Annotated in this window: 18 protein-coding genes and 1 tRNA gene; 15 read left to right on the top strand and 4 right to left on the bottom strand. The window is 73.6% G+C overall.

The annotated features are described in order from the left end of the window. Positions 1-35 precede the first annotated feature (35 nt). The gene (locus tag Q6350_RS13315) at positions 36-2,693 is read left to right on the top strand and encodes a penicillin acylase family protein (protein WP_370375398.1); all 2,658 of its coding nucleotides are present in this window, start codon (positions 36-38) and stop codon (positions 2,691-2,693) included. A gap of 16 nt (positions 2,694-2,709) precedes the next feature. On the opposite strand, the gene Q6350_RS13320 is transcribed toward Q6350_RS13315, so the two are convergent. After that, entirely contained in the window at positions 2,710-3,366 is a 657-nt protein-coding gene (locus Q6350_RS13320) for a 5-formyltetrahydrofolate cyclo-ligase (protein WP_171247112.1), read from the bottom strand. 64 nt (positions 3,367-3,430) lie between these two features. Here Q6350_RS13320 and Q6350_RS13325 point away from each other — a divergent pair, with 64 nt between their 5' ends. The 11 genes from Q6350_RS13325 to Q6350_RS13375 all read left to right on the top strand — a co-directional run bounded on the left by Q6350_RS13325 (position 3,431) and on the right by Q6350_RS13375 (position 14,609). After that, entirely contained in the window at positions 3,431-4,069 is a 639-nt protein-coding gene (locus Q6350_RS13325) for a GNAT family N-acetyltransferase (protein WP_369810856.1), read from the top strand. 80 nt (positions 4,070-4,149) lie between these two features. After that, positions 4,150-5,301 (top strand): DUF4231 domain-containing protein, encoded by a 1,152-nt coding sequence (locus tag Q6350_RS13330; protein WP_304603210.1) that lies wholly within the window; start codon positions 4,150-4,152, stop codon positions 5,299-5,301. A gap of 96 nt (positions 5,302-5,397) precedes the next feature. Continuing rightward, a tRNA-Ala gene (locus Q6350_RS13335) sits at positions 5,398-5,470 on the top strand. A gap of 227 nt (positions 5,471-5,697) precedes the next feature. Then, complete coding sequence (locus tag Q6350_RS13340; RefSeq protein WP_304603211.1) at positions 5,698-6,552, top strand: aldo/keto reductase; 855 nt, start codon at positions 5,698-5,700, stop codon at positions 6,550-6,552. A 286-nt stretch (positions 6,553-6,838) separates the two neighbouring features. Next, positions 6,839-8,248, top strand: coding sequence for a rhodanese-like domain-containing protein (locus tag Q6350_RS13345; RefSeq protein ID WP_304603212.1), 1,410 nt, complete (start codon positions 6,839-6,841; stop codon positions 8,246-8,248). A gap of 71 nt (positions 8,249-8,319) precedes the next feature. Further along, entirely contained in the window at positions 8,320-8,928 is a 609-nt protein-coding gene (locus Q6350_RS13350) for a rhodanese-like domain-containing protein (protein WP_304603213.1), read from the top strand. 16 nt (positions 8,929-8,944) lie between these two features. Further along, a complete protein-coding gene (locus tag Q6350_RS13355) occupies positions 8,945-9,811 on the top strand; it encodes a sulfite exporter TauE/SafE family protein (protein ID WP_304603214.1) in 867 nt (288 codons plus the stop codon). A gap of 141 nt (positions 9,812-9,952) precedes the next feature. Continuing rightward, positions 9,953-10,231 carry a metal-sensitive transcriptional regulator gene (locus tag Q6350_RS13360; protein ID WP_171247119.1) on the top strand — a complete coding sequence of 93 codons (279 nt, stop codon included), beginning with the start codon at positions 9,953-9,955 and terminating at the stop codon, positions 10,229-10,231. 135 nt (positions 10,232-10,366) lie between these two features. Next, complete coding sequence (locus tag Q6350_RS13365; protein WP_305066438.1) at positions 10,367-11,476, top strand: GGDEF domain-containing protein; 1,110 nt, start codon at positions 10,367-10,369, stop codon at positions 11,474-11,476. Between the two features lie 55 nt (positions 11,477-11,531). After that, positions 11,532-13,136: a hypothetical protein gene (locus Q6350_RS13370; RefSeq protein WP_305066440.1), complete on the top strand. Its 1,605-nt coding sequence runs from the start codon at positions 11,532-11,534 to the stop codon at positions 13,134-13,136. Between the two features lie 24 nt (positions 13,137-13,160). Then, positions 13,161-14,609 (top strand): family 20 glycosylhydrolase, encoded by a 1,449-nt coding sequence (locus Q6350_RS13375; RefSeq protein ID WP_304603217.1) that lies wholly within the window; start codon positions 13,161-13,163, stop codon positions 14,607-14,609. A gap of 19 nt (positions 14,610-14,628) precedes the next feature. On the opposite strand, the gene Q6350_RS13380 is transcribed toward Q6350_RS13375, so the two are convergent. Beyond that, positions 14,629-16,611 (bottom strand): dolichyl-phosphate-mannose--protein mannosyltransferase, encoded by a 1,983-nt coding sequence (locus tag Q6350_RS13380; protein ID WP_305066443.1) that lies wholly within the window; start codon positions 16,609-16,611, stop codon positions 14,629-14,631. Between the two features lie 48 nt (positions 16,612-16,659). Between Q6350_RS13380 and rsmI the strand changes: the two genes are divergently transcribed. Then, positions 16,660-17,532, top strand: coding sequence for a 16S rRNA (cytidine(1402)-2'-O)-methyltransferase (rsmI, locus tag Q6350_RS13385; protein ID WP_305066445.1), 873 nt, complete (start codon positions 16,660-16,662; stop codon positions 17,530-17,532). 74 nt (positions 17,533-17,606) lie between these two features. On the opposite strand, the gene Q6350_RS13390 is transcribed toward rsmI, so the two are convergent. Continuing rightward, complete coding sequence (locus Q6350_RS13390) at positions 17,607-18,116, bottom strand: LURP-one-related/scramblase family protein (RefSeq protein WP_304603220.1); 510 nt, start codon at positions 18,114-18,116, stop codon at positions 17,607-17,609. Between the two features lie 176 nt (positions 18,117-18,292). After that, entirely contained in the window at positions 18,293-18,865 is a 573-nt protein-coding gene (locus tag Q6350_RS13395; RefSeq protein ID WP_304603221.1) for an isochorismatase family protein, read from the bottom strand. A 104-nt stretch (positions 18,866-18,969) separates the two neighbouring features. Here Q6350_RS13395 and metG point away from each other — a divergent pair, with 104 nt between their 5' ends. Both metG and Q6350_RS13405 read left to right on the top strand, forming a co-directional pair. Continuing rightward, a complete protein-coding gene (gene metG, locus Q6350_RS13400; protein WP_305066448.1) occupies positions 18,970-20,766 on the top strand; it encodes a methionine--tRNA ligase in 1,797 nt (598 codons plus the stop codon). Beyond that, entirely contained in the window at positions 20,766-21,698 is a 933-nt protein-coding gene (locus Q6350_RS13405) for a TatD family hydrolase (protein ID WP_305066450.1), read from the top strand. Before metG ends, Q6350_RS13405 begins: the two co-directional genes overlap by 1 nt. Positions 21,699-21,729 lie beyond the last annotated feature (31 nt).

The following is a 21,729-nucleotide window of genomic DNA, read 5'->3' on the forward strand; positions in this document are numbered from 1 at the left end:
AGTGCCAATCATACTCGGGCGGTAGTCTCGCCTGCGTGTCTGCGAGCACCGACCCCGTCACGCACGAATCCGACCCGCCCCGCTCGGGCGACGAACCGCCCGAGGACGACGCCGCCCCGCCCCGACGGTCGCGGCTGCGCCGCACCGCCGTCGGCATCGCCGTGCTCGTCGTGCTGGCCGTCGTCGCGACCGTCACGTTCACGGTGGTCACCGCCCGGCGGCCGCTGCCCGACCACGCCGCGACCGAGCAGGTGCCCGGTCTGAGCGGCGAGGTGACCGTGCAGCGCGACGCCCAGGGCGTCCCGCACGTCTACGCCTCGACCGCGGAGGACCTGTTCGCCGCCCAGGGCTTCCTGCACGCCCAGGACCGCTTCTTCGAGATGGACTACCGGCGGCACGTCACCTCCGGCCGGCTCGCCGAGCTGGTCGGGGACGTCCCCGCCGCCATCGACGCCGACAAGGTCATCCGGACCTTCGGGTGGCGCGACGTCGCCGAGGAGGAGTGGAACCTCATCTCCCCGGAGTCCCGCTCCTACCTGCAGGCCTATGCCCAGGGCGTCAACGCCTACCTGGCCGACCGTGCCCCGGAGGACCTCGCCGTGGAGTACACGGTGCTGGGCGTCACCGTGGACGTCGCGGACCCGGACCCCTGGGACCCGGTCGACTCGCTGGCCTGGCTCAAGGCGATGGCGTGGGACCTGCGCGGCAACTACGACGACGAGCTGGCCCGCGCCAAGGCCTACAGCACGCTCGAGGACGTCGAGCTGGTCGACGAGCTGTTCCCCGCCTACGCGGCCGCCGGCAACACGCCGATCCTCGCCGAGGAGGACCTCAGGGCCTCCGACGCCGACACGGTCGCCCGGACCTCCACCGAGCTGCCGTGGGGCACCGAGGCCCTCGACGCGGCCATCGAGTCCGCCACGGCCGCGCTGGACTCCGTCCCGGTGCTCGTCGGGCGGGGGGAGGCCTCCGGGTCGAACTCCTGGGTCGTCTCGGGGGACCTGACGGCCTCGGGCGAACCCCTGCTGGCGAACGACCCGCACCTGTCCCTGGGCGCGCCCGGGATCTGGTCCCAGGTCTCGTTGCACTGCGAGCAGGTCGACGACTCGTGTCCGTTCGACGTCAGCGGGTTCTCCTTCGCGGGCTTCCCGGGGGTGATCATCGGCCACAACGGCGACCTGGCCTGGGGCCTGACGAACCTGGGTGCCGACGTCACCGACTTCTTCGTCGAACGCGTCCGCAACGACACCTGGCTGCGCGACGCCGACGCCGAGGAGTGGGTCGACATGGAGTCGCGCACCGAGACCATCCGCGTCAACGGAGGTGACCCCGTCGAACTGCCGGTGCGGTCCACGGAGCACGGGCCGGTGGTCTCGGACGTGCTCGACGTCGGCGCGGTCGTGGGGTCGCCCACGGAGGACGGAACGGAGTTCGGCGAGTACGCCGTCTCGCTGGCCTGGACCGCCCTCGAACCCGGGCGGACGGCCGATGCCGTGTTCGCGCTGGGTGTCGCGAGCGACGCCGCCGACGTGACCGAGGCGGCCGCGCTCTTCGACGTGCCGGCGCAGAACATCGTCTTCGCCACCACGGACGGGCACATCGGCTACCAGGCGCCCGGGCGGGTGCCGATGCGTCGGGACGTCGACGGGCCCGTGCCGTCGGACGGCACCTGGCCTCGACCCGGCTGGGACCCCCGGTTCGACTGGACGGGGTACGTCGACCCGGCCGACATGCCGCGCGCGCTCGATCCCGAGGAGGGGTTCATCGTCGCGGCGAACCAGGCCGTGCTGCCCGACGGCGTCGGACCCGAGCTGGGGAAGGACTGGGACCACGGGTTCCGGTCCGAACGGATCCGCACCCTGCTCACCGAGCAGATCAGCGCGGGCCGGCAGTTCACCGTCGAGGACATGAACGAGATCATGCTCGACGACTGGTCGCCGTTCGCCGCGGCCCTCGTGCCGGTGCTGCTGGAGATGGAGATCGACGACCCCTACGACGCGGCGGGGCAGGAGCTCCTGGCCGGGTGGGACTACCGCACGGACGCCGACTCGGCGGCCGCCGCGTACTTCAACGCCGTGTGGCGCAACCTGCTCTCGGCCACCTTCTGGGACGACCTGCCCGCCGACGCCCTGCCCTCGGGCGGCTCCCGCTGGCTCGTCGTGGTGCGGGACATGCTCGAGCGGCCCGACGACCCGTTCTGGGACGACCGCTCCACGCTGAACGTGCTCGAGACACGTGACGAGCTGCTCACCCGGGCGCTGGTCACGGCGCGTCACGACCTCACGGTCGAGCTGTCGAAGGACCCCGGCGACTGGAGCTGGGGAGCGCTGCACGAGCTCTCCCTGGAGCACCCGGTCCTCGGAGGTCCGGACGTCCCCGGCGTGGTGCGCGACTACGTCAACCCCGGAGCGGTGGAGATGGCGGGCGGCAGCTCGATCGTCAACGCCACCGGGTGGGACGCCTCCACCGGGAGCTTCGCGGTGCAGACCGGACCCTCGATGCGGATGGTCGTCGACCTCGCCGACCTGGACGCGTCGACCTGGGTGACGGTGACGGGGACGTCGGGCCACCCGGCCTCGCCGCACTACGACGACCAGCTCTCCGCCTGGGCGGCGGGGGAGACGTTCGCCTGGCCGTTCTCGCGCGAGGCCGTCGAGGAGAGCGCCGAGGACACCGCGACCCTGGTGCCCTGACCCGCTGCCCGCCCCGTCAGCGGGCGGGCAGCGGCTGCCAGCCCTCGGGGGTGGCCACGGCGTGGACCGGCACGTCGTGGTCCTCCACGGGGAGCGGGCGCTCGGTGGCGTCGTAGAACTCTTCCGGGAACACCATCGCGACCACCGGCACGCCGGGGCGGGCCCGCTTCAGCGACCGGTCGTACCAGCCGCCGCCCTGCCCGAGGCGTACGCCCTGGGTGTCCACGGCCAGTGCCGGGGCGATGACGACGTCGGCGTCGGCGATCGCGTCCCCGCCCAGCGTGCGGCCCCCCGGTTCGGGCGGCCGCCCCGGGGCGCGCTCCAGCAGGTCCTCCGGCCCGGTGTACTCGGCCCAGTCCCGCGCCAGTCCCGCGCCGAGGACGGGCAGCAGCACCCGGGCGCCGCGGCCGGCGAGCTGTTCGAGCAGTGCCGCGGTGCCGGGTTCGGTCGGCCGCGAGGCGTAGGTGGCCACGACGGCGGCCTCGGTGACCGAGGGGAGCGTGGCCAGCACCTCGGCGAACGCGGCCGCCGCCTCCTCGCGCAGCCGCGGCGAGCGCTCCTGGCGCTGGTGGCGGATCGCGCGGCGCAGCTCGTCCTTGGCGTCGCCCGTCTCCATGCCGTCGACGATCGGGTACGGCTGCGGGGTGGTCAGAGGCCTGCGGTCGCCGTGCATGCCCTCATTGTGGCAGGGTCCGGGAGTCGAGGGGCCCGGCATGCCGGGCGTGGACGGGGGTCGGATGAGCGACACGAGAGGGTGGGCGGTGACCAAGCCCTGGCCGGTCACGCTGCGCGAGGACATGCCCTCGGGTGGTGCGGTGGTGCTGCGGCCGCTGCGCCGACGCGACGGCGCCGCGTGGATGCGGCTGCGGCGTGCGAACGCGGACTGGCTGGACCGCTGGGAGGCCACGACGCCGGGGGACCGGCCCGGGACGTCGTCGTTCGGCGAGTACGTCCGGGCCCTGAGCGCGCAGGCCCGTGCGGGGACGGCGCTGCCCTTCGCCGTCGAGCTGGACGGTGAGCTGGTCGGCCAGCTCACCGTGTCGTCGATCCAGTACGGGTCGTTGTGCTCGGCGAGCATCGGCTACTGGATCTCCCGGGAGCAGGCGGGCCGGGGCATCACCCCGACCGCGGTGGCCATGGTGACCGACTACTGCTTCCAGGTGGTCGGGCTGCACCGGGTGGAGATCAACATCCGCCCGGAGAACGCCGCCAGCCTGCGGGTGGTGGCCAAGCTCGGGTTCCGCGACGAGGGCGTGCGCGAGCGGTACCTGCACATCCAGGGGGACTGGCGGGACCATCGCACGTTCGCGCTCACCACCGAGGAGGTCCCCGGGGGGCTGCTGAGCCGCTGGCAGCGGACCCGCGACGAGGCCTGAACGCTCGCGCGCCGTCCAGGTCGCGGACACGCCGCCCCGTGGTGCGGCCCGGGCGTGCCCACCTCGCCTACCGTCAGGTCATGGAAACGTCGCCGGCCGGGCTCGCAGTCATCGCACTGTTCGTGCTCTGGCTCGGCTACTGGGTGCCGCTTCAGCTGCGCCGACGGACCGAGCTCGCCGCGGCCAGGGTCGACGACCGGTTCTCCGGCGGCCTGCGGATGCTGACGGTGGCGGACGGAGCAGGAAAGGGACGAGTGATGCCCACGAACCGCGCGGCGGGGCACGGGCCCACGACGGGCAGCACGCCTCGCGTGTCCGCGCACACCTCCGGCCCGGCGTCGGGCATGACGCCGCAGGTGCGGGCGTCACGGCTCGCCGTGCTGGAGCGCCGGGCGGCCCGTGCGCGCCGCCGGCTCGCGCTGAGCGTCGTGCTGGCGCTCGTGACGGCGGCCGGGTGGACGCTCGTGGCCCTCGGGTCCGTGCCGTGGCCGGTCGCCGCGGTGCCGTCCGTGCTGCTGGCGGTGGTGCTGGTGCTGGGCCGGCTGGCGGTGATGACCTCGCGCCGGTCGGACACCCGCTGGCGCGCCGAGCGTCGTGCCGAGCAGCAGCGTGCGACCCAGCGCCGCACGCTGGCGCACGGCGGGCCGTACGCGCCGCGCAACCGTGCCCGGGTGACCGGGTACGCGGTGCACCCCTCGGACACGAACACCCAGATGATCCCGCGCGTCCAGCCGCCGCCGTCGGCCACGTCGGCCCGGGACCGGCGGGAGACCGTGGCCCCTTCCTCCGACCGGCCGGCCGAGCCCGCCGAGGAGGACGAACCGAGGTCCTCTCCGCAGGCTCCGACGTCCGACGACGTCAGCGAGCGCTCCGCCGACGAGCGCCCGGGGTCGCCGGACGGCACGGACGGGACGGCGTGGCGCGTCGGCGGTGCTCCCTGGGACCCGGTCCCGGTCCCGCTGCCGACCTACGTGACCAAGCCGGAGGCTCCGCCGCGCGGCTCCACGACGGCCGGGCTGCTGGCTTCGCTCGCCGGCTCGACCCACGGCGAGGGCGGCCGGGTCCGCAGCGAGCGGTGGACCGTGGAGGACCGTGCCGGCCGACGGTCGACGGCGGACGGACCGGCTGCGACGACGCCGGAGCCGTCGGCCGGTGACGACCCGCGCCCGCGGTCGGAGACGCTGGGCCTGCCGCTGGACCAGATCCTGGCGCGGCGGCGCGCGGCGGGCTGAGGTCGCCGTCGGTCGCTGCGACGCACGTCACGTCGTCGGGGCCGCCCCGATTTGGTCGGAAGCGGTGGCCAGGTGCTAATCTGACTACCGCTTCACGGGGCTATGGCGCAGTTGGTAGCGCGTCTCGTTCGCAATGAGAAGGTCGGGGGTTCGAATCCCCCTAGCTCCACCCGGCACGAAGGCCCGGAACCCTTGCGGTTCCGGGCCTTCGTCGTCTCTCCGGCCCGTTCCTGCACGTCGATGCGGGTGGACGCTCCCCGCGCCGTGCCCTGGCGCGCGACGGTCCTGCCGGCGTCGTGGGGTTCGCCCCCGAGAGGTGTACCAGTGGTGCCTCGCAGGTTCTCGGGGCCCGTTCTAGCGTGGACGGCGTCGCACGAACCGAAGGAGCGATCCACCATGATGCTGAACGAGACGTACACCCTGTCCAACGACGTGACCGTCCCCCGGATCGGCCTGGGGACCTGGTTCATCAAGGACGACGTGGTGGCCCAGGCCGTGCGCGACGCCGTCGCGATCGGGTACCGGAACATCGACACGGCGCAGGCCTACGGCAACGAGCGGGGGGTCGGTGAGGGTGTCCGCACCGCCGGCGTTCCCCGCGAGGACCTGTTCGTGTCGACGAAGCTGGCCGCCGAGGTCAAGTCCTACGACGAGGCGGTCGCGTCGATCGACGCGTCGCTGGAGACGATGGGCCTGGACTACGTCGACCTGATGCTGATCCACAGCCCGCAGCCCTGGGACGACTTCCGGGGCGGGGACTACGCCGACGGCAACCGCGAGGCCTGGCGCGCGCTCGAGGACGCCTACCAGGCCGGCAAGCTGCGGTCGATCGGGGTGTCCAACTTCGAGCAGAAGGACCTGGAGAACCTGCTCGAGGGCAGCACGGTCACGCCCCACGTGAACCAGCTGCTCGTGCACGTCGGCAACACCCCGTTCGACCTCCTCGACTTCTGCGAGAGCAACGGGATCCTCGTGGAGGCCTATTCGCCCATCGCGCACGGCGAGATCCTGAAGGACCCGGACGTCGTGGCGATGGCGGAGAAGTACGGCGTGACCGTCCCGCAGCTGTGCATCCGGTACACGCTGCAGCTCGGCACGCTCCCGGTGCCCAAGACCGCCAACCCCGACCACATGCGCAGCAACGCCGACGTCGACTTCGAGATCTCGGACGAGGACATGGACACGCTGTTCCGGGTGCAGTTCACGGACTACGGCAAGAGCGCCGTCTTCCCCGTCTACAGCGGCGCGTGATCCCGGCCGGTCCGGTCGCCGCCTCCGCGCGGGCCTGACCGGCCGACGGTCCTGTCGGGGCCCCTCCGAGCGCTCGGAGGGGCCCCGACATGTGTCCGGGTGCGGTGTCGCCGAGGTTCCCGGGGTGGTTCCGGCCGGGTGCTGCGCACCAGGTCGTCGGGGCTGCTCAGGGGCAGTAGGGTCGAGAGTGACGCATACCCCGGGGGGTGTGACTTGAATACCCTAGGGGGTATGCGTCAGACTGGGGTCAACGCATTGCGGAACCGACCTCAAGGAGACACTTCCCATGCTGCTCGAACGGATCTACGACGAGGACCTCGCCCAGGCGAGCTACTTCATCGGGTGCCAGGCCAAGGGCGAGGCGGTCGTCGTCGACGCCCGTCGCGACGTCGCCGAGTACCTCGACCTCGCCCAGCGGCACGGCATGCAGATCGTGGCCGTGACCGAGACGCACATCCACGCCGACTACCTCTCCGGCACGCGGGAGCTGGCGGCCACCACCGGTGCCGACATCTACGTCTCCGGCGAGGGCGGCCAGGACTGGCAGTACGGCTTCGAGGCCAACCGCCTGTACCACGGCGACACCATCAGGATCGGCAACATCACCATCGAGGCGCGCCACACGCCGGGCCACACCCCCGAGCACCTCGCGATGCTCGTGACCGACGGTGCCTTCAGCGACGCCCCCGGCTACGCGCTCACCGGCGACTTCGTCTTCGCCGGCGACCTCGGCCGTCCCGACCTGCTCGACGAGGCCGCGGGCGGCGTCGACACCCGGTTCGAGGGTGCTCGCCAGCTCTTCGCCTCGCTGCGCGACGAGTTCCTGACCCTGGGCGACCACGTCCAGGTGTTCCCCGCCCACGGCGCCGGCAGCGCCTGCGGCAAGGCTCTCGGCGCGCTGCCCTCCACCACGGTCGGCTACGAGCGCCTGAACGCCTGGTGGGCCCCCTACCTGCGCGACAACGACGAGCAGGGCTTCATCGACGAGCTGCTGGACGGGCAGCCCGACGCCCACGCCTACTTCGGGCGGATGAAGCGCGAGAACAAGGACGGTCCGGCGCTGCTCGGCCCCCTCGCTCCGCTCGGCCGGATGGCCAACGACGACCTCGCCCGCCGTCTCGAGGCGGACGAGGTGATCTTCGTCGACACCCGCGACCAGCACGCCGTGCACGCCGGGACCGTCGCCCGCAGCCTCAACGTCCCCGGGATCGCCAAGGCGGCCAGCTACGGCGCCTGGGTCTACGACCCGGAGAAGGAGAACCGGCCGCTGATCCTGCTGGCCGAGGACCAGGCGTACGCCGAGGAGATGCGTGACCACCTGGTCCGCGTCGGCATCGACACCGTGGCCGGGTTCACCCCCGAGCTCGACGGCCTGCCGATGACCACGCCGCGGACGATCTCCCCGGCCGAGCTGGAGTCCTTCGACGCCACGCTGGTGCTCGACGTCCGCAACAAGACCGAGCACGCCGACGGCCACATCCCGGGCTCGAAGCAGCTCAGCGGCGGCCGTGTGCTGTGGAACCTCGACCAGCTGCCCGACGAGGGCACGATCGTCACGTACTGCCAGTCCGGCGTGCGCAACGCCGTGACCGCGAGCGCGCTGCGCCGTGCCGGCTACGACGTGGTCGAGCTCGAGGGCAGCTACGCGGGCTGGACCGCCTGGCGCGGCTCCCAGCGCGTCGCGCAGCCCGCGTGACCGCCCCGGCGACCCACGCCCCGTCCTCGACGCACGTCCCCCACCCCCTGACGAAAGGCACCACCTCACCGATGGCTTCCACCGCCACCGTCACCACCATCGAGCCCGGCGAGCTGAAGCAGCGCCTGGCCGACGACGAGCTGACCATCATCGACGTCCGCACCCCGGCCGAGTTCGAGACCGTGCACATCCGCGGCTCGTACAACGTGCCGCTGCCGCTGCTGTCCGAGCACACCCACGACCTCGCCGACCGCCTCGGCGGCCGCGTGGTGCTGGTGTGCCAGTCCGGCGTCCGTGCCGGGCAGGCGCAGGACCGGCTCTCCGCGGTCGGCCTGGCCAGCGCCGAGGTGCTGGCCGGCGGGATCTCCGCGTTCGAGTCCGCCGGCGGCGCCGTGGTGCGCGGCACCCAGCGCTGGGCCATGGACCGCCAGGTCCGGATGGTCGCGGGCTCGCTCGTGCTCGCCGGGTTCGTCGGCAGCAAGCTGATCCACCCGCGCGTCGGCTTCCTCGCCGGCGCGATCGGTGCCGGGCTGACGTACTCGGCCCTGTCCGACTCCTGCGCGATGGCCGCGGCGCTGTCCAAGGCGCCGTGGAACCGCACCGAGGTCAGCCCGACGGTCGAGAACACCATCCGGTCCATCCCGGTGGCGCCGCAGGCCGTCTCGGCCCGGGCCGCCTGAGCGGCGGGGGACGATCGTGGACATCACGACAGTGGCCGTGCTCCTGCTGGCGGTCGTGGTGGGCATCTCCCTCGGCCTGCTGGGCGGGGGAGGGTCCATCCTCACCGTCCCGCTGCTGACCTACGTCGCCGGCTTCCCGCCCAAGGAGGCCATCGCCGCCTCGTTGCTGGTGGTCGGTGTGACGTCGGTGACCAGCATGCTGGCCCACGCTCGCCGCGGCAACGTCCAGTGGCGCACCGGCCTGCTGTTCGGTGCAGCCGGGATGGCGGGTGCCTTCGCCGGCGGTCTCGTCGGCGGGCACGTCCCCGGCACGATCCTCATGATCGCCTTCGCGGCCATGATGATCGCGACGGCGGCCGCCATGATCCGCGGTCGCCGCAACGGCCGTGCGCCCGAGCACGACGGCACGCTGAAGGTCGGCCGGACCATCGTCGACGGGCTCGTCGTCGGGCTCGTCACGGGTCTGGTCGGGGCCGGGGGCGGATTCCTGGTCGTCCCCGCGCTCGTCCTCCTCGGCGGGCTGCCGATGTCGGTGGCGGTCGGGACCTCCCTGCTGGTCATCGGGATGAAGTCGTTCGCCGGCCTGGCGGGCTACCTCACCTCGGTGTCCCTGGACTGGGGTCTCGTCGCGGCCGTCACGGTCGCGGCCGTGGTCGGCTCCCTCGTCGGAGCCCGGCTGAGCAGCCGGGTGCCCGAGGCGGCGCTGCGCCGCGGGTTCGGATACTTCGTCCTCGTGATGGGTGTGTTCGTCCTGGTGCAGGAGCTGCCGGGCGTCGGGGGCCTCGTGGTCGCCGTCGTCGCCGGCGTGGTCGCGGTCGCCGCGGTGGCGTGCCGCCTGGCGGGCACCCGGTGCCCCGTGCGCAGCCGGGTCGCGGCGCACTGACGCCACCCGGCCGCCACCCGCCCCGTCCCGGCCCGTCCGGGACGGGGCCTCCCGGAACGCCCCGGGGTGGACGTATCCTGACGTCCGCCCCGGGGCGTCCTCGTGTCCGGCGGCACCCGTCGACCAGGAGCGAACCGTCCGATGATCACTGCCGACCCGCAGACCCAGCGCCGCATCCTCAACCGCCTCAAGCGTGCCCGGGGCCAGCTCGACGGCGTCATCTCCGCCGTCGAGGACGGCGGCAGCTGCCGCGACGTGGTCACCCAGCTCGCCGCCGTCTCGACCGCGCTCGACCGGGCGGGCTTCGTCATCGTCTCCACGGCGATGCGCGAGTGCGTCAACGACCCGGACGGCACGGCCGAGGCCGAGGACGGGCTCACCGCCGAGGAGCTCGAGAAGCTGTTCCTCACCCTGGCCTGACCGCCGGCGGACGCCGCGTCGGGGCCGGCGGACGACGAGCCGCCACCTGACCGGTGGATGAACGACGGTGAACACTGCCGGAAGACTCGGCGACCTCGCCCCCGCCGCGCCTCCGCGGCTGCGATGCTCACGATCGTGCACGACGAGATCACAGAGGTCGCCCGCCACCGACAGGTCCGGGGCGGTGCCCGGCTGGCCGGCATCGTCGCCGACCTCGCCCGGCCCGTCACCGTGGTCGGCTCCTCGATGCCCGTGGGGCAGCTCGAGGTCATGTTCCGCAGTCCCGAGGTGACGTGCGTCGCCGTGCAGGACGACGACGGCGGGTCCCGCACGGGGCTCGTGGTGCGAGCCGGTCTGACGGCGGCGCTGACGGGCCGGCTGGGCTACGGCCGGGCCGTGCTGGAGCGACGCCCCGTCGCGTCCGTGACCGACTGGTCCCCGATGACGGTCTCGCCCGAGGACTCCGTCTCGACGGTCGCCACCCGCGCGATGGAACGCGACGAGGCGCACCGGTACGACGACGTCCTGGTGGCCGGGTCGCACTGGGCCACCGCCGCGACGGCGGACCTCATGCGGGCCCTCGTCGCGGCGCTGGCCGACCGGTCCACGCAGGACCCCCACACCCGGCTGCCCACCCGCGGTGCGACCTACCACTCGTTGTCACGGCGCTGCGAGCTGGTCCGGGGGTCGGCCCTGCGCGTGGCGCTCGTGCTCGTCGACGTGCGCGGCATGGGGGGCCTCAACGCCCTGCACGGGCTGCAGGTCGGCGACGACGTGCTGACGGCGCTCGCGCAGCGGCTGCGCACCGGGCTGCCCCGCGGGTGCGAGCCCGGCCGCGTCGACGGCGACCGCTTCGCCGTGCTCGCCACCCTGCCGGCGATGGACGACGTGCACGCCGCGGCCTCGGCGGACCAGCTGCGTCGGCTCGTGCTGGCACGGCTGACCGAGCCCGGCGACGACCTGCCGGTCCGGCCGGACCTGCGGTCGGCGGTGGTCTGGTCCGTCGCGGGCGCCGGGTCGCCGGACGAGCTCGTCGTCGAGGCGGAGTCGCGGCTCGCGCGGGACCTGGGGTCCCGCGACGGCGTCCCCGCCGTGCCGGACGGCCCGGGGTCGCCGTCACCCGCCCCGACCACGTCGGGTGAGCCCGCGGTGACGCCGCCGACCCCCGCGGCGGCGCCTTCGCTCCTCCCGCGTCGCGAGGGGCGGGCCGGCGCCGCGAGCACGTCCGCGCCGCCGCTGGTCTGAGCCGATCCACCGGGTGCTGTCGACCCGGGGGCGCCGGATACGCGAAGATGTTCTGGTGCCTGCACGGAACGCCCGATTCGTCCTGTCGACCCTGACCGTCGTGCTGCTCGCCGGTGCGTGCGGGGACGAGGTGAGCCCGCAGCCGTCCGACGGCCCGGCGGTGCGGACCGTGGTCCGCGAGCCGGCCTCGACGGTGCTGCTCGACTCGCCCGACCCGGCGGAGCTCGCGCTGACGGCGAGCCAGCAGATCTTCGAGCGGTCGCCGGTCGCCGTCGTGGCCGGGTCCGGGGCGGACCTGCCGGACGGGGCCGTCCGGGCCCTGCACGCCGCGGCCGCCGAGAGTCTCGGTGCCCCGGCGCTGCTCGTCGGGGGAGCGGTGTCCGACCGCGGGGTGTCCGACGAGCTGGACCGCCTGGGCGCCCGGGTCGCCGTCGTGGTCCGTCCGGGCGCCGACCCGGGGGAGGCGGACAGCGCCTCGCCCGAGCCGCTGGCGGCGGAGGCGGCCCGAGCGGCCGGTGTCGAGGTGGTCACCCTGGAGACCCCCGCGCTGCTGCCGGGGAGCGACCCCGGCGTCGAGCCGCTGTCCGAGGACGAGGAGCAGGAGCTGCGTGACCGTGTCGACGCGGCGCTGGCGGACGGTCGGCCGTCCCCCGCGTCCTCACCCGCCGCGCGCCTGACCGAGGTGCTCGCCCTGACCGACCCGCGTCCCGGCCAGGAGGCCGCGATCGCCACCCTGCGCGCCGCGGGCGCCGTGGACCACGAGGTGCCGGGCGGGGACATCGCCGGTGCCCCGGAGGTCATCGAGCACGTGGACTCCGTCCAGGCGCTGGCCGTCGTCGGGGTGGGGCCGACCTTCGGCAGCGCGGAGGAGTTCGCGTGGCGGGTGGCCGCGGCCGAACGCGGCGAGCTGCTGCCGACCGGGACGCAGCAGCTGCTGCCGGCGCGGTACGTGAGCGTCGAGGGCGGTCGGCGCGACGACCCCGCGGCGGTGGTCGACGCGGCGGCGGCCGCGGCCGACACCTACGCCGGCCTGGAGGGCGGGCCGGTCGTCCCGACGGTCGTCGTGCAGGCCAGCGCGGCGGCCGGCCACGAGGGGGAGGACGGCGACTGGGTGGCCGAGGAGCCGCTGGCCGAGCTGGAACCCCTGGTGGACGCGGCCCGGGACGCCGGCCAGTTCGTCCTGCTCGACGTGGGGGCCGGCATGTCCACCCTGCGTGAGGAGGTCGAGCCGCTGGAGGACCTGCTCGCGAGGCCGGGGGTGGGGGTGATGCTGCACCCGGAGGACCGGCGTTCCGACGGCGAGCAGCCTCCCGGACAGGTGTCGGCGGCCGAGGTGGAGGACGTGGTCCGCTATATTGAAGGGGTGGTAACTAATCACGGTCTGCCCCCGACGATGGTGGTCCTGCACCAGACGCGACCGGAGTCCGTCGTCGACCGTGACCAGCTCGGCCGGACGGCCGCCGGCACCGAGGCGGTCGAGCTCGTCGTCGCCGCCGACCGGACCGGTGGTCTCACCACGACCGAGTGGGTGTGGGGGCGCGTGGCCGACGGCCTGCCCGACGGGGTGCACGCCGGCTGGGCGGGCCCGGAGCCCGAGTACTACCGCTCCGTCGAGCTCGTGCCGACGGACCCCGCCCCGTTGCTCGTGACCGTTTCCTGACCGGCCGGGCCCGACTGGAGACCCATGCTGCTGCCCCTCATCCCGTGGCCCACCGACGTCGCCGGGACCGGTGACGACCCCGTCGCCGTCCCCGCGATCCGCGTCGACACCCCCGACCCCGCCGTGGCCGCGCTGGTCGCCGAGCAGGTCGAGGCCGCCGGCGTCCCGGTGTCCGACGACCCGGCGGAGGGGCGTGCCGTGCCCTTCACGCTGCAGGTCGACCCGGCCGCCGGCCCGGACGGCTCGGACGCCGAGGAGCGGTACACGCTGCGGGTCGGCGAGGGCGAGATCCGTGCCACCGCCGCCGCGCCCGTCGGCCTCCTGCACGCCGCCCGCACGCTGCGCCAGCTCGTGACGCACCCCGCCGCGGGCGGCGCACCCGTCGTGGCCCCCGTCGTCGTGCACGACGCACCGCGCTACGCCTGGCGCGGCCTGAGCCTGGACGTCGTGCGCCACTGGTTCGGCCCCGACGACCTCCGCGCCGTCGTCGACCTCGTCGCCTCGTTCAAGCTGCGCGTGCTGCACCTGCACCTGACCGACGACCAGGGCTGGCGCATCGAGATCCCCTCCCGTCCGGAGCTGGAGAGGGCCGCCGACCACCAGGTCGGCGGCGGCCCGGCCGGCCGCCTGACCGTGGACGACTACCAGGCGCTGCAGGAGTACGCCGCGGCGCGCCACGTGACGATCGTGCCCGAGTTCGACATGCCCGGGCACGTCAACGCCGCCACCCACGTCTACGGCGCGCTGACGTCCGACGGGGTGCCGACCGACGCCTACGACGGCATCGAGGTCGGGTTCTCGCGACTGTGGTTCGACAACCCCGCCACCGAACCGTTCCTGCGCGACGTCATCGGTGACCTGGCGCGCATGACCCGCGGGCCGTGGGTGCACGTCGGCGGTGACGAGGTGCTGACCATGGAGGTCGCGGAGTTCGCGCGGTTCGTCGAGCTCGCCGCACGGATCGTGCGCGAGCACGGCAAGACGCCGATCTTCTGGCAGGAGGGGGCGCGCGGCCCGGTCGAGCCCGGCACGCTGCTGCAGTACTGGGAGCCCCGGGGCGAGGACCTCGACCGGTTCGTCGCGGCGGCCGAGGCGGGGGCCCGCTTCGTCATGTCACCGGGCGACCACGCCTACCTGGACATGAAGTACACCGCCGAGCACCCCCTCGGGCTGGAGTGGGCCGGCCACGTGGAGCTGCGCGACGCCTACGAGTGGGAGCCCACCGCGGTGATCGACGGGCTGCCGGCGTCCGCCGTCGAGGGTGTGTCGGCCGCGATCTGGACCGAGACCCTCACCACCCGGGACGAGCTGTTCTCCATGCTGCTGCCGCGGCTGGGCGCCGTCGCCGAGGTCGCCTGGACTGCCCCGGAGCGGAAGGACTTCGACGGGTTCACGGCCCGCACGGCCGCGTCGGCGCCGTCCTGGACGGCTGCGGGCTGGGCGTTCCACCCCACCCCGCAGGTCGCCTGGTAGGACCCGGAGCGACCTCGGGTCAGATCCAGTTCTGGAAGCGGATGATCTCGCGCCAGTAGTCGTACGGCACCGCCATCGCCGACCAGAACGGGTAGAAGGCGACCGACACCAGGGTGATGAGCAGCACCACGACCGCGATCAACGCGGCGGTGCCGCCCTTGCCCTGACGCCATCGGGTGCGTTCGAGCGCGACGACCATCGGGTAGACCAGCGTCATGACGACGAACGGCGTGAAGACGATCGTGTAGAAGGTGAAGATCGTGCGGTCCGCGTACAGGAACCACGGCAGCCAGCCGGCGATCGTCCCGGAGATCACCGCCAGCGCACGCCAGTCGCGCAGCCAGATCCCCAGGGCGACCGTGACCACCAGCGCGATCGCGGCCAGGTACCAGAGCAGCGGGTTGCCCAGCGCCGTGACCGCGACCGCGCAGCCGCCGTCCGTGCCCGCCGGGCAGGCGCCGTCGCCCGCACCGAGCCGGTCCCAGTAGAAGGACGTCGGACGCCACTGCACGATCCAGCCCAGCGGACCGGCCGCGTAGGCGTGCTCCGCGTCCAGCGTGGTGTGGAACTGGAACACCTGCTGGTGGTAGTGCCACAGGCTCGCCATCCAGTCGGGCAGCCAGGAGACGGCCTGTTCGGGGTTCTCCGCGGCCCAGTCGCGGTAGTAGCCCTCCGAGCCGGCGATCCACCGCCACCACGAGGCCACGTAGGTCAGCGCCGCGACCGGGACGATCTGCAGGAACGCCGGGACGGCGTCGGCGAGCGCCGAGTCCTCGAGCCATCGACCGATCCCGGCCCGACGTCGGGCCGTGACGTCCCACAGGACGGTGAGCAGCCCGAACGCCGCGACGAACCACAGCCCCGACCACTTCACGCCGCACGCCAGGCCCAGCGAGACGCCGGCCGCCAGCCGCCACCAGCGCATCCCGAGCCGCGGCCCGTACTTGTCCACCGTGCCGCCGGCGTCCAGGACGGCCGCCACCCGCGTCGCCAGGCGGCGGCGGGCCCACTCCCGGTCCAGCAGCAGGCAGCCGAAGGCGACGAGCACCCAGAACATGAGGAACTGGTCGAGCAGGGCGGTGCGCGAGTGCACGATCGCCTGCCCGTCGATCGCCAGCAGGAACCCGGCGACCAGGCCCATCGTCGTCGAGGCGAACAGCCGCCGTGCGATCCGGACGAGCAGCAGCACCGCCAGGATGCCGACGACGGCCGAGGCCAGACGCCACGCGAAGGGGTTCGCCGCCCCGCCGCCGGCCTCCATGCCCAGCCACATCATCCACTTGCCCACCGGCGGGTGGACGACGTAGGCGGCCTGGTCCAGGTAGGTGTCGACGTCGCCGGCCTCGAAGGCGGCGTTCGGGTCGTCCGGCCACTGCCGCTCGGTGCCCGAGCTGCCCAGGGTGTAGGCGTCCTTGACGTAGTACGTCTCGTCGAAGACCAGCGCGCCGGGCCGTCCGAGCTCCCACAGCCGGGCGACCGCGGCCACGAGGGTGACCAGGACGGCCCCCACCCAGCCGTGGAGACGGGCCGACCACGTCGCGCCGAGGCCCAGGCGCCGTTCGCCCAGCAGCCGGACGAGGAGAGCCCGCTCCGTGCCGCTCTCGGCACCGTCCGTCGTGCCCTGCGCGGCGTCGTCCGGGTGGTCGTCCCGGGCCGGGTCGGCCGTCGCCGACACCGTGGTGACGGTCGCGACCGCGGCTGCCGCGCGGCTCTCGGCGGCCGGCGTCATGCCGGTCTCGGGCCGGCGGGCCGGAGGGTCGGCGGGCGCGGACGCCGCGGCGTCGGGCGCGGACGTGGCCCGCCCCTCGCCGTTGACCGCGGGCGTGGACCCGGTCAGCGCCCGGAGTGCTCCCGTCACCGCGGGGATGCCGCGGGTGTTGGTGCGGCGGTCGTGCCCGTGGATCTCGCGACGGGACGGGTACTGGCGGTTCGGCGACCCCGTCGGGTCTTCCTCCGGCGGCACTCTGGTGTGGGCGGGGGCGTCGGGATCGTGGGCGCTCACCTCGGTCACTCTAGGGGGTCGACGACGCCCCGTGGGACAGTTGTCCCCATGAGTCGTGTCCCCGAGGCCGGGTCCGTCGTGCTGGCCGCCACCCCGATCGGCAACGTCGAGGACGCCTCACCGCGACTGCTGCGCCTGCTCTCCGACGCCGACGTCGTCGCCGCCGAGGACACGCGGCGCCTGCACGCCCTGGCCGGTCGGCTCGGCGTCGAGGTCGGCGGGCGCGTCGTGTCGTACCACGAGCACAACGAGCGCGAGCGTGCCGACGACCTGCTCGACGTCGTCGCCGACGGCGGCACCGTCCTGGTCGTCACGGACGCCGGGATGCCGGCGGTGTCCGACCCCGGATTCCGGTTGGTCGCCCGGGCCGTCGAGCGGGGACTGGCCGTCACGTCGGCGCCCGGTGCCTCCGCCGTGCTCACCGCCCTGGCGCTGTCCGGGCTGCCCACGGACCGTTTCACGTTCGACGGCTTCGTCCCGCGCAAGACCGGTGACCGGTCGCGCTGGCTCGGCGACCTGGCCGGCGAGCGACGCACGATGGTGTTCTTCGAGTCGCCGCACCGCATCGTCGACACCCTGGCCGCCATGGCGGACGCCTTCGGCGCCGAGCGTCCGGGGGCCGTCTGCCGCGAGCTGACGAAGGTCTACGAGGAGGTGCTGCGCGGGCCGCTCGGGGAGCTGGCGGCGCTCGCGGCGGAGCGGGCCGCGGCCGGACAGGGGCTGCGCGGCGAGATCTGCGTCGTCGTCGGCGGGGCGCCGGCGCCGGAGGCTCCCGGCCTCGACGTGCTCGTGCCGCGCGTCCAGGAGCGGGTCGACGCCGGGGAACGGCTCAAGAGCGTCGTGTCCGAGATCGCGGCGGCCGCCGGGGTCTCCAAGCGCGACCTCTACGAGGCCGCGCTGGCGGCTCGGCCCGCCCGCTGACCCCCTCCGGCGGGTCAGGGCATCCCGGCGCGACTCAGGGCGACCCGGCGCGACTCAGGACGGGGCGCCGCGGGTCAGTCCCGTTCGACCCAGCGGTCGATCGCCCACACGACGGCCAGCGCCAGCCCGACGTCCACGCCGTCCACGACGTCGAGGGTGTAGGCGTCGCGGATGGTCACCCACTTCTGGGTGATCTGCACGACGTGCCGACCGCCGACGGTGACCGAGTAGTTCTTCTCGATGAACGACCCCTCGAGGCTCCAGGGCTCGCTCCCGGGCACCTCCATGGACATGCGGTCCTTGATGGGCGAGAACATCTTGGCGTGCAGCGAGGCGATCTCGGTGCCGTCGGCCCCGGAGATCGTCATGTGCTTGGGGATGCCGAACATCTTGCCGGTGACGGTGTACACCACCTGGCCGTCGCCGTCCTGGATGTCTGCCCGCGGCCGCATGCCGACCTTGCCGTCGACGAACCAGGACTGCTCGCCGGTGTCCGGGTCGAGGACGGCGAAGTCGCGGCCCACGCCGAACCTGCTCTTGAGGAGGTAGCGGGCCCAACCGGCAGGGGGCGGGGGCAGCGGCATCGGGACCTCCGGAGTCGACGTCTTCGCAACGTAGCGTGACGGGAGTGCCGGGGCACGCCGGAGGACGGGCACGCGCCCGGGGTCCTGACCGGCGGCGGTTCGCCCTGACTCGCGGCGGGTCGCCCTGACCCGCGGCGGGTCGCCCTGACCCGCGGGTCGTGACCCTTGTCCCGGGGTCAGCGGGTCGAGGGCGTCAGCTCCACCCCGGCGGCCGCCAGCTCCCGGCGCGCCTGCTCGCCCAGCTCCGTCGAGACCGGCGCGGTAAGGTCGGTCAGCACGGTGGTGGCGAACCCCGACCGGACGGCGTCCAGCGCGGTGTGCTTCACGCAGTGCGACTCGGCCAGGCCGACGACGTCGACGGCGTCGACGTCCGCCTCGCGCAGCACCCGCTCCAGGGAGCGCCCGTCGGCGTCGGTCCCGTCGAAGCCGGAGTAGCCGTGGTGGTACTGGCCCTTGGTGATCGTCACGTCGGCGTCGAGGTCGGCGAGGGCCGGGTGCAGCCGGGCGTTCTCCGACTCCGCGACACCGTGCACCGGCCAGGAGTTCACGAAGTCCGGGTCGTCGCTGAAGTGCTCGCCGGGGTCGATGTGCCAGTCCTGCGTGGTGACGACCAGGTCGTAGCGGTCACGGTGGGCGGCGACGTAGGAGGCCACGTCCTGCGCGACGCGGTGGCCCCCGTCGACCGGGAGCTCGCCGCCCTCGCAGAACGTCGGCTGGACGTCGACGACGAGGAGTGCTCGCGTGCTCATGCCTCCACTCTGCCACCGTTCGCAACCCGTGAGGCCGTCCCGACGGGCGGGCGGCCGGTGAGACGCGACGGCCCCCGGGCGGCCCGGCCAGTAGGATTCGGGCCATGACCCACATCCTCTCGGCCGTGGCATGGCCCTATGCCAACGGTCCGCGGCACATCGGCCACGTCGCCGGCTTCGGCGTTCCCTCCGACGTCTTCAGCCGGCACATGCGGATGGCGGGTCACGACGTGCTGATGGTGTCCGGCACGGACGAGCACGGCACCCCGATCCTGGTCCAGGCCGAGCAGGAGGGCGTGACCCCGCAAGAGCTTGCCGACCGGTACAACCGCGTGATCGTCGCGGACCTGACCTCGCTCGGCCTCAGCTACGACCTGTTCACCCGCACCACGACGCGCAACCACTACGCCGTCGTGCAGGAGATGTTCCGCACCGTCCACCAGAACGGCTACATGGTCGAGAAGTCGACGATGGGTGCCATCTCGCCGTCGACCGGCCGCACGCTGCCCGACCGCTTCATCGAGGGCACCTGCCCGATCTGCGGCTACGACGGGGCGCGCGGCGACCAGTGCGACAACTGCGGCAACCAGCTCGACCCGATCGACCTGAAGAACCCCCGCAGCCGCATCAACGGCGAGACGCCGAAGTTCGTCGAGTCGAACCACTTCTTCCTCGACCTGCCGGCCTTCGTCGACGCGCTCGCCTCCTGGCTCGAGACGCGCACCGGGTGGCGGCAGAACGTACTGAACTTCAGCCGCAACCTGCTCGACGACGTCCGCCCGCGCGCCATGACGCGCGACATCGACTGGGGCATCCCCGTGCCGCTCGACGGGTGGCAGGACAACCCGAACAAGCGCCTGTACGTCTGGTTCGACGCCGTCATCGGCTACCTGTCCAGCTCCATCGAGTGGGCCCGCCGCCGGGGCACGCCCGAGGCCTGGCGTGACTGGTGGACCAACCCGGACGCCCGGTCGTACTACTTCATGGGCAAGGACAACATCACCTTCCACTCGCAGATCTGGCCGGCCGAGCTGCTCGGGTACGACGGCGGCGGCTCGCACGGGGGGTCGCCCGGCCCGTACGGGTCCCTCCAGCTGCCCACCGAGGTCGTCTCCAGCGAGTTCCTCAACGTCGAGGGCCAGAAGTTCTCCTCCTCGCGCGGCGTTGTCATCTACGTGCGCGACATGCTGGCGCGCTACCAGCCCGACGCGTTCCGCTACTACGTGGCCGCCGCCGGCCCGGAGAACCAGGACGTCGACTTCACCTGGGACGGGTTCCTGCGCCGCACCAACGACGAGCTGGTCGCCGGCTGGGGGAACCTGGTCAACCGCACCGCGTCGATGGTGCACAAGAACTTCGGGGAGATCCCGGCCGTCGGCGAGCAGGCCGACGTCGACCGGGAGGTGCTCGCCACCACCGGTCAGGCGTTCGGCAAGATCGGTTCCCTCATCGAGTCCAACCGGCAGCGTGCCGCGATCGCGGAGGCGATGCGGGTCGTGGGCGAGGTCAACCGGTACGTCTCGGAGACCCAGCCGTGGAAGCTCAAGACGGACCCGGACCGGCTGTCCACCGTGCTGCACACCACCACCCAGGCGGTCAGCGACTGCAACACGCTGCTCGCACCGTTCCTGCCGCACTCGGCCCAGTCCGTGCACGAGGTGCTGGGCGGGACCGGCGAGTTCGCGCCGCAGCCGTCGCTCCAGGAGGTCACCGACCTCGACGACGACACGCGCCACTACCCGGTCATCACCGGCAACCACGACGGCGCCTACCGGTTCCCCGCCTGGGAGTCCGTGCCGGTGCGGCCCGGCACCCCGATCGGCAAGCCCACCCCGGTGTTCACCAAGCTCGACGACTCCATCGTCGAGGAGGAGCTGGAACGCCTGCGCGAGAAGGCCTGATGGGACGCAAGCGCGAACGGGGCTTCCCGCCGGACCCGGAGGCCCTGCCCGTCGCCGTGGTCGACAACCACACCCACCTCGACGCCATCGAGGACGTGCTCGACGAGCGCGCCCTCGACGGCGGCCCGGTCCCCACCGTCGCCGACCATCTCGAGCGTGCCGCGGCCGTCGGTGTCGACCGGCTGGTGCAGGTCGGCTGCGAGCTGCCGTCGATCGCGTGGACCGACGCCCTGCTGCGCGACCCGGAGCACGGGTCGCGGCTGCTGGGGGCCGTGGCGATCCACCCCAACGAGGCCGTGCTGCACGCCGGGGTCCGCGAGGTCGGTCCCGACGGGCTGGAGCCGTCGCCCCGGCCGCACCACGCGACGTCGCTCGACGACGCCGTGGCCCGGGTGGCCGAGGTCGCGCGGGCCAACCCGCGCGTGCGGGCGGTCGGCGAGACCGGGATGGACCTGTTCCGCACGGGCCCGCAGGGCGAGGTCGCCCAGCGGGAGTCCTTCCGCGCGCACGTCGCGCTGGCCAAGGAGCTGGGGCTCGCGCTGCAGATCCACGACCGGGACGCCCACGAGCAGGTGGTCGAGGTCCTGCTCGCCGACGGCGCCCCGGACCGCACGGTCTTCCACTGCTACTCCGGCGACGAGCAGATGGCGGCGCTGGCCGCCGAGCACGGGTGGTACCTCTCGTTCGCCGGGCCGGTGACCTACCCGAGGAACGACCACCTGCGCGAGGCCCTGCGCACCGTGCCGCTCGAGCTCGTCCTGGTCGAGACCGACGCGCCCTACCTGCCGCCGCACCCGTACCGCGGCCGCCCCAACGCGCCCTACGTCGCCGGGCACACGGTGCGGGCGATGGCGGAGGTCCTCGACCGGCCGCTGGGGGAGCTCTGCCGCGCCGTGTCCGAGAACTCCGAGCGGGTGTACGGATCCTGGTGACCGCTTCCGTGCCCGGCGGGCGGTCCACTAC

It is taken from the genome of Isoptericola sp. b515 (assembly GCF_030588125.1).
GTDB classification, from domain to species: Bacteria; Actinomycetota; Actinomycetes; order Actinomycetales; family Cellulomonadaceae; genus Isoptericola; species Isoptericola sediminis.

Coding starts and splice junctions, on each gene's coding strand:
- Q6350_RS13345 (WP_304603212.1), top strand. CDS start 6,839: ATGCTGCTCGAACGGATCTACGACGAGGACCTCGCCCAGGCGAGCTAC.
- Q6350_RS13350 (WP_304603213.1), top strand. CDS start 8,320: ATGGCTTCCACCGCCACCGTCACCACCATCGAGCCCGGCGAGCTGAAG.
- Q6350_RS13375 (WP_304603217.1), top strand. CDS start 13,161: ATGCTGCTGCCCCTCATCCCGTGGCCCACCGACGTCGCCGGGACCGGT.
- Q6350_RS13330 (WP_304603210.1), top strand. CDS start 4,150: ATGGAAACGTCGCCGGCCGGGCTCGCAGTCATCGCACTGTTCGTGCTC.
- rsmI (WP_305066445.1), top strand. CDS start 16,660: ATGAGTCGTGTCCCCGAGGCCGGGTCCGTCGTGCTGGCCGCCACCCCG.
- Q6350_RS13405 (WP_305066450.1), top strand. CDS start 20,766: ATGGGACGCAAGCGCGAACGGGGCTTCCCGCCGGACCCGGAGGCCCTG.
- Q6350_RS13320 (WP_171247112.1), bottom strand. CDS start 3,366: ATGCACGGCGACCGCAGGCCTCTGACCACCCCGCAGCCGTACCCGATC.
- Q6350_RS13325 (WP_369810856.1), top strand. CDS start 3,431: ATGAGCGACACGAGAGGGTGGGCGGTGACCAAGCCCTGGCCGGTCACG.
- Q6350_RS13360 (WP_171247119.1), top strand. CDS start 9,953: ATGATCACTGCCGACCCGCAGACCCAGCGCCGCATCCTCAACCGCCTC.
- metG (WP_305066448.1), top strand. CDS start 18,970: ATGACCCACATCCTCTCGGCCGTGGCATGGCCCTATGCCAACGGTCCG.
- Q6350_RS13340 (WP_304603211.1), top strand. CDS start 5,698: ATGATGCTGAACGAGACGTACACCCTGTCCAACGACGTGACCGTCCCC.
- Q6350_RS13390 (WP_304603220.1), bottom strand. CDS start 18,116: ATGCCGCTGCCCCCGCCCCCTGCCGGTTGGGCCCGCTACCTCCTCAAG.
- Q6350_RS13395 (WP_304603221.1), bottom strand. CDS start 18,865: ATGAGCACGCGAGCACTCCTCGTCGTCGACGTCCAGCCGACGTTCTGC.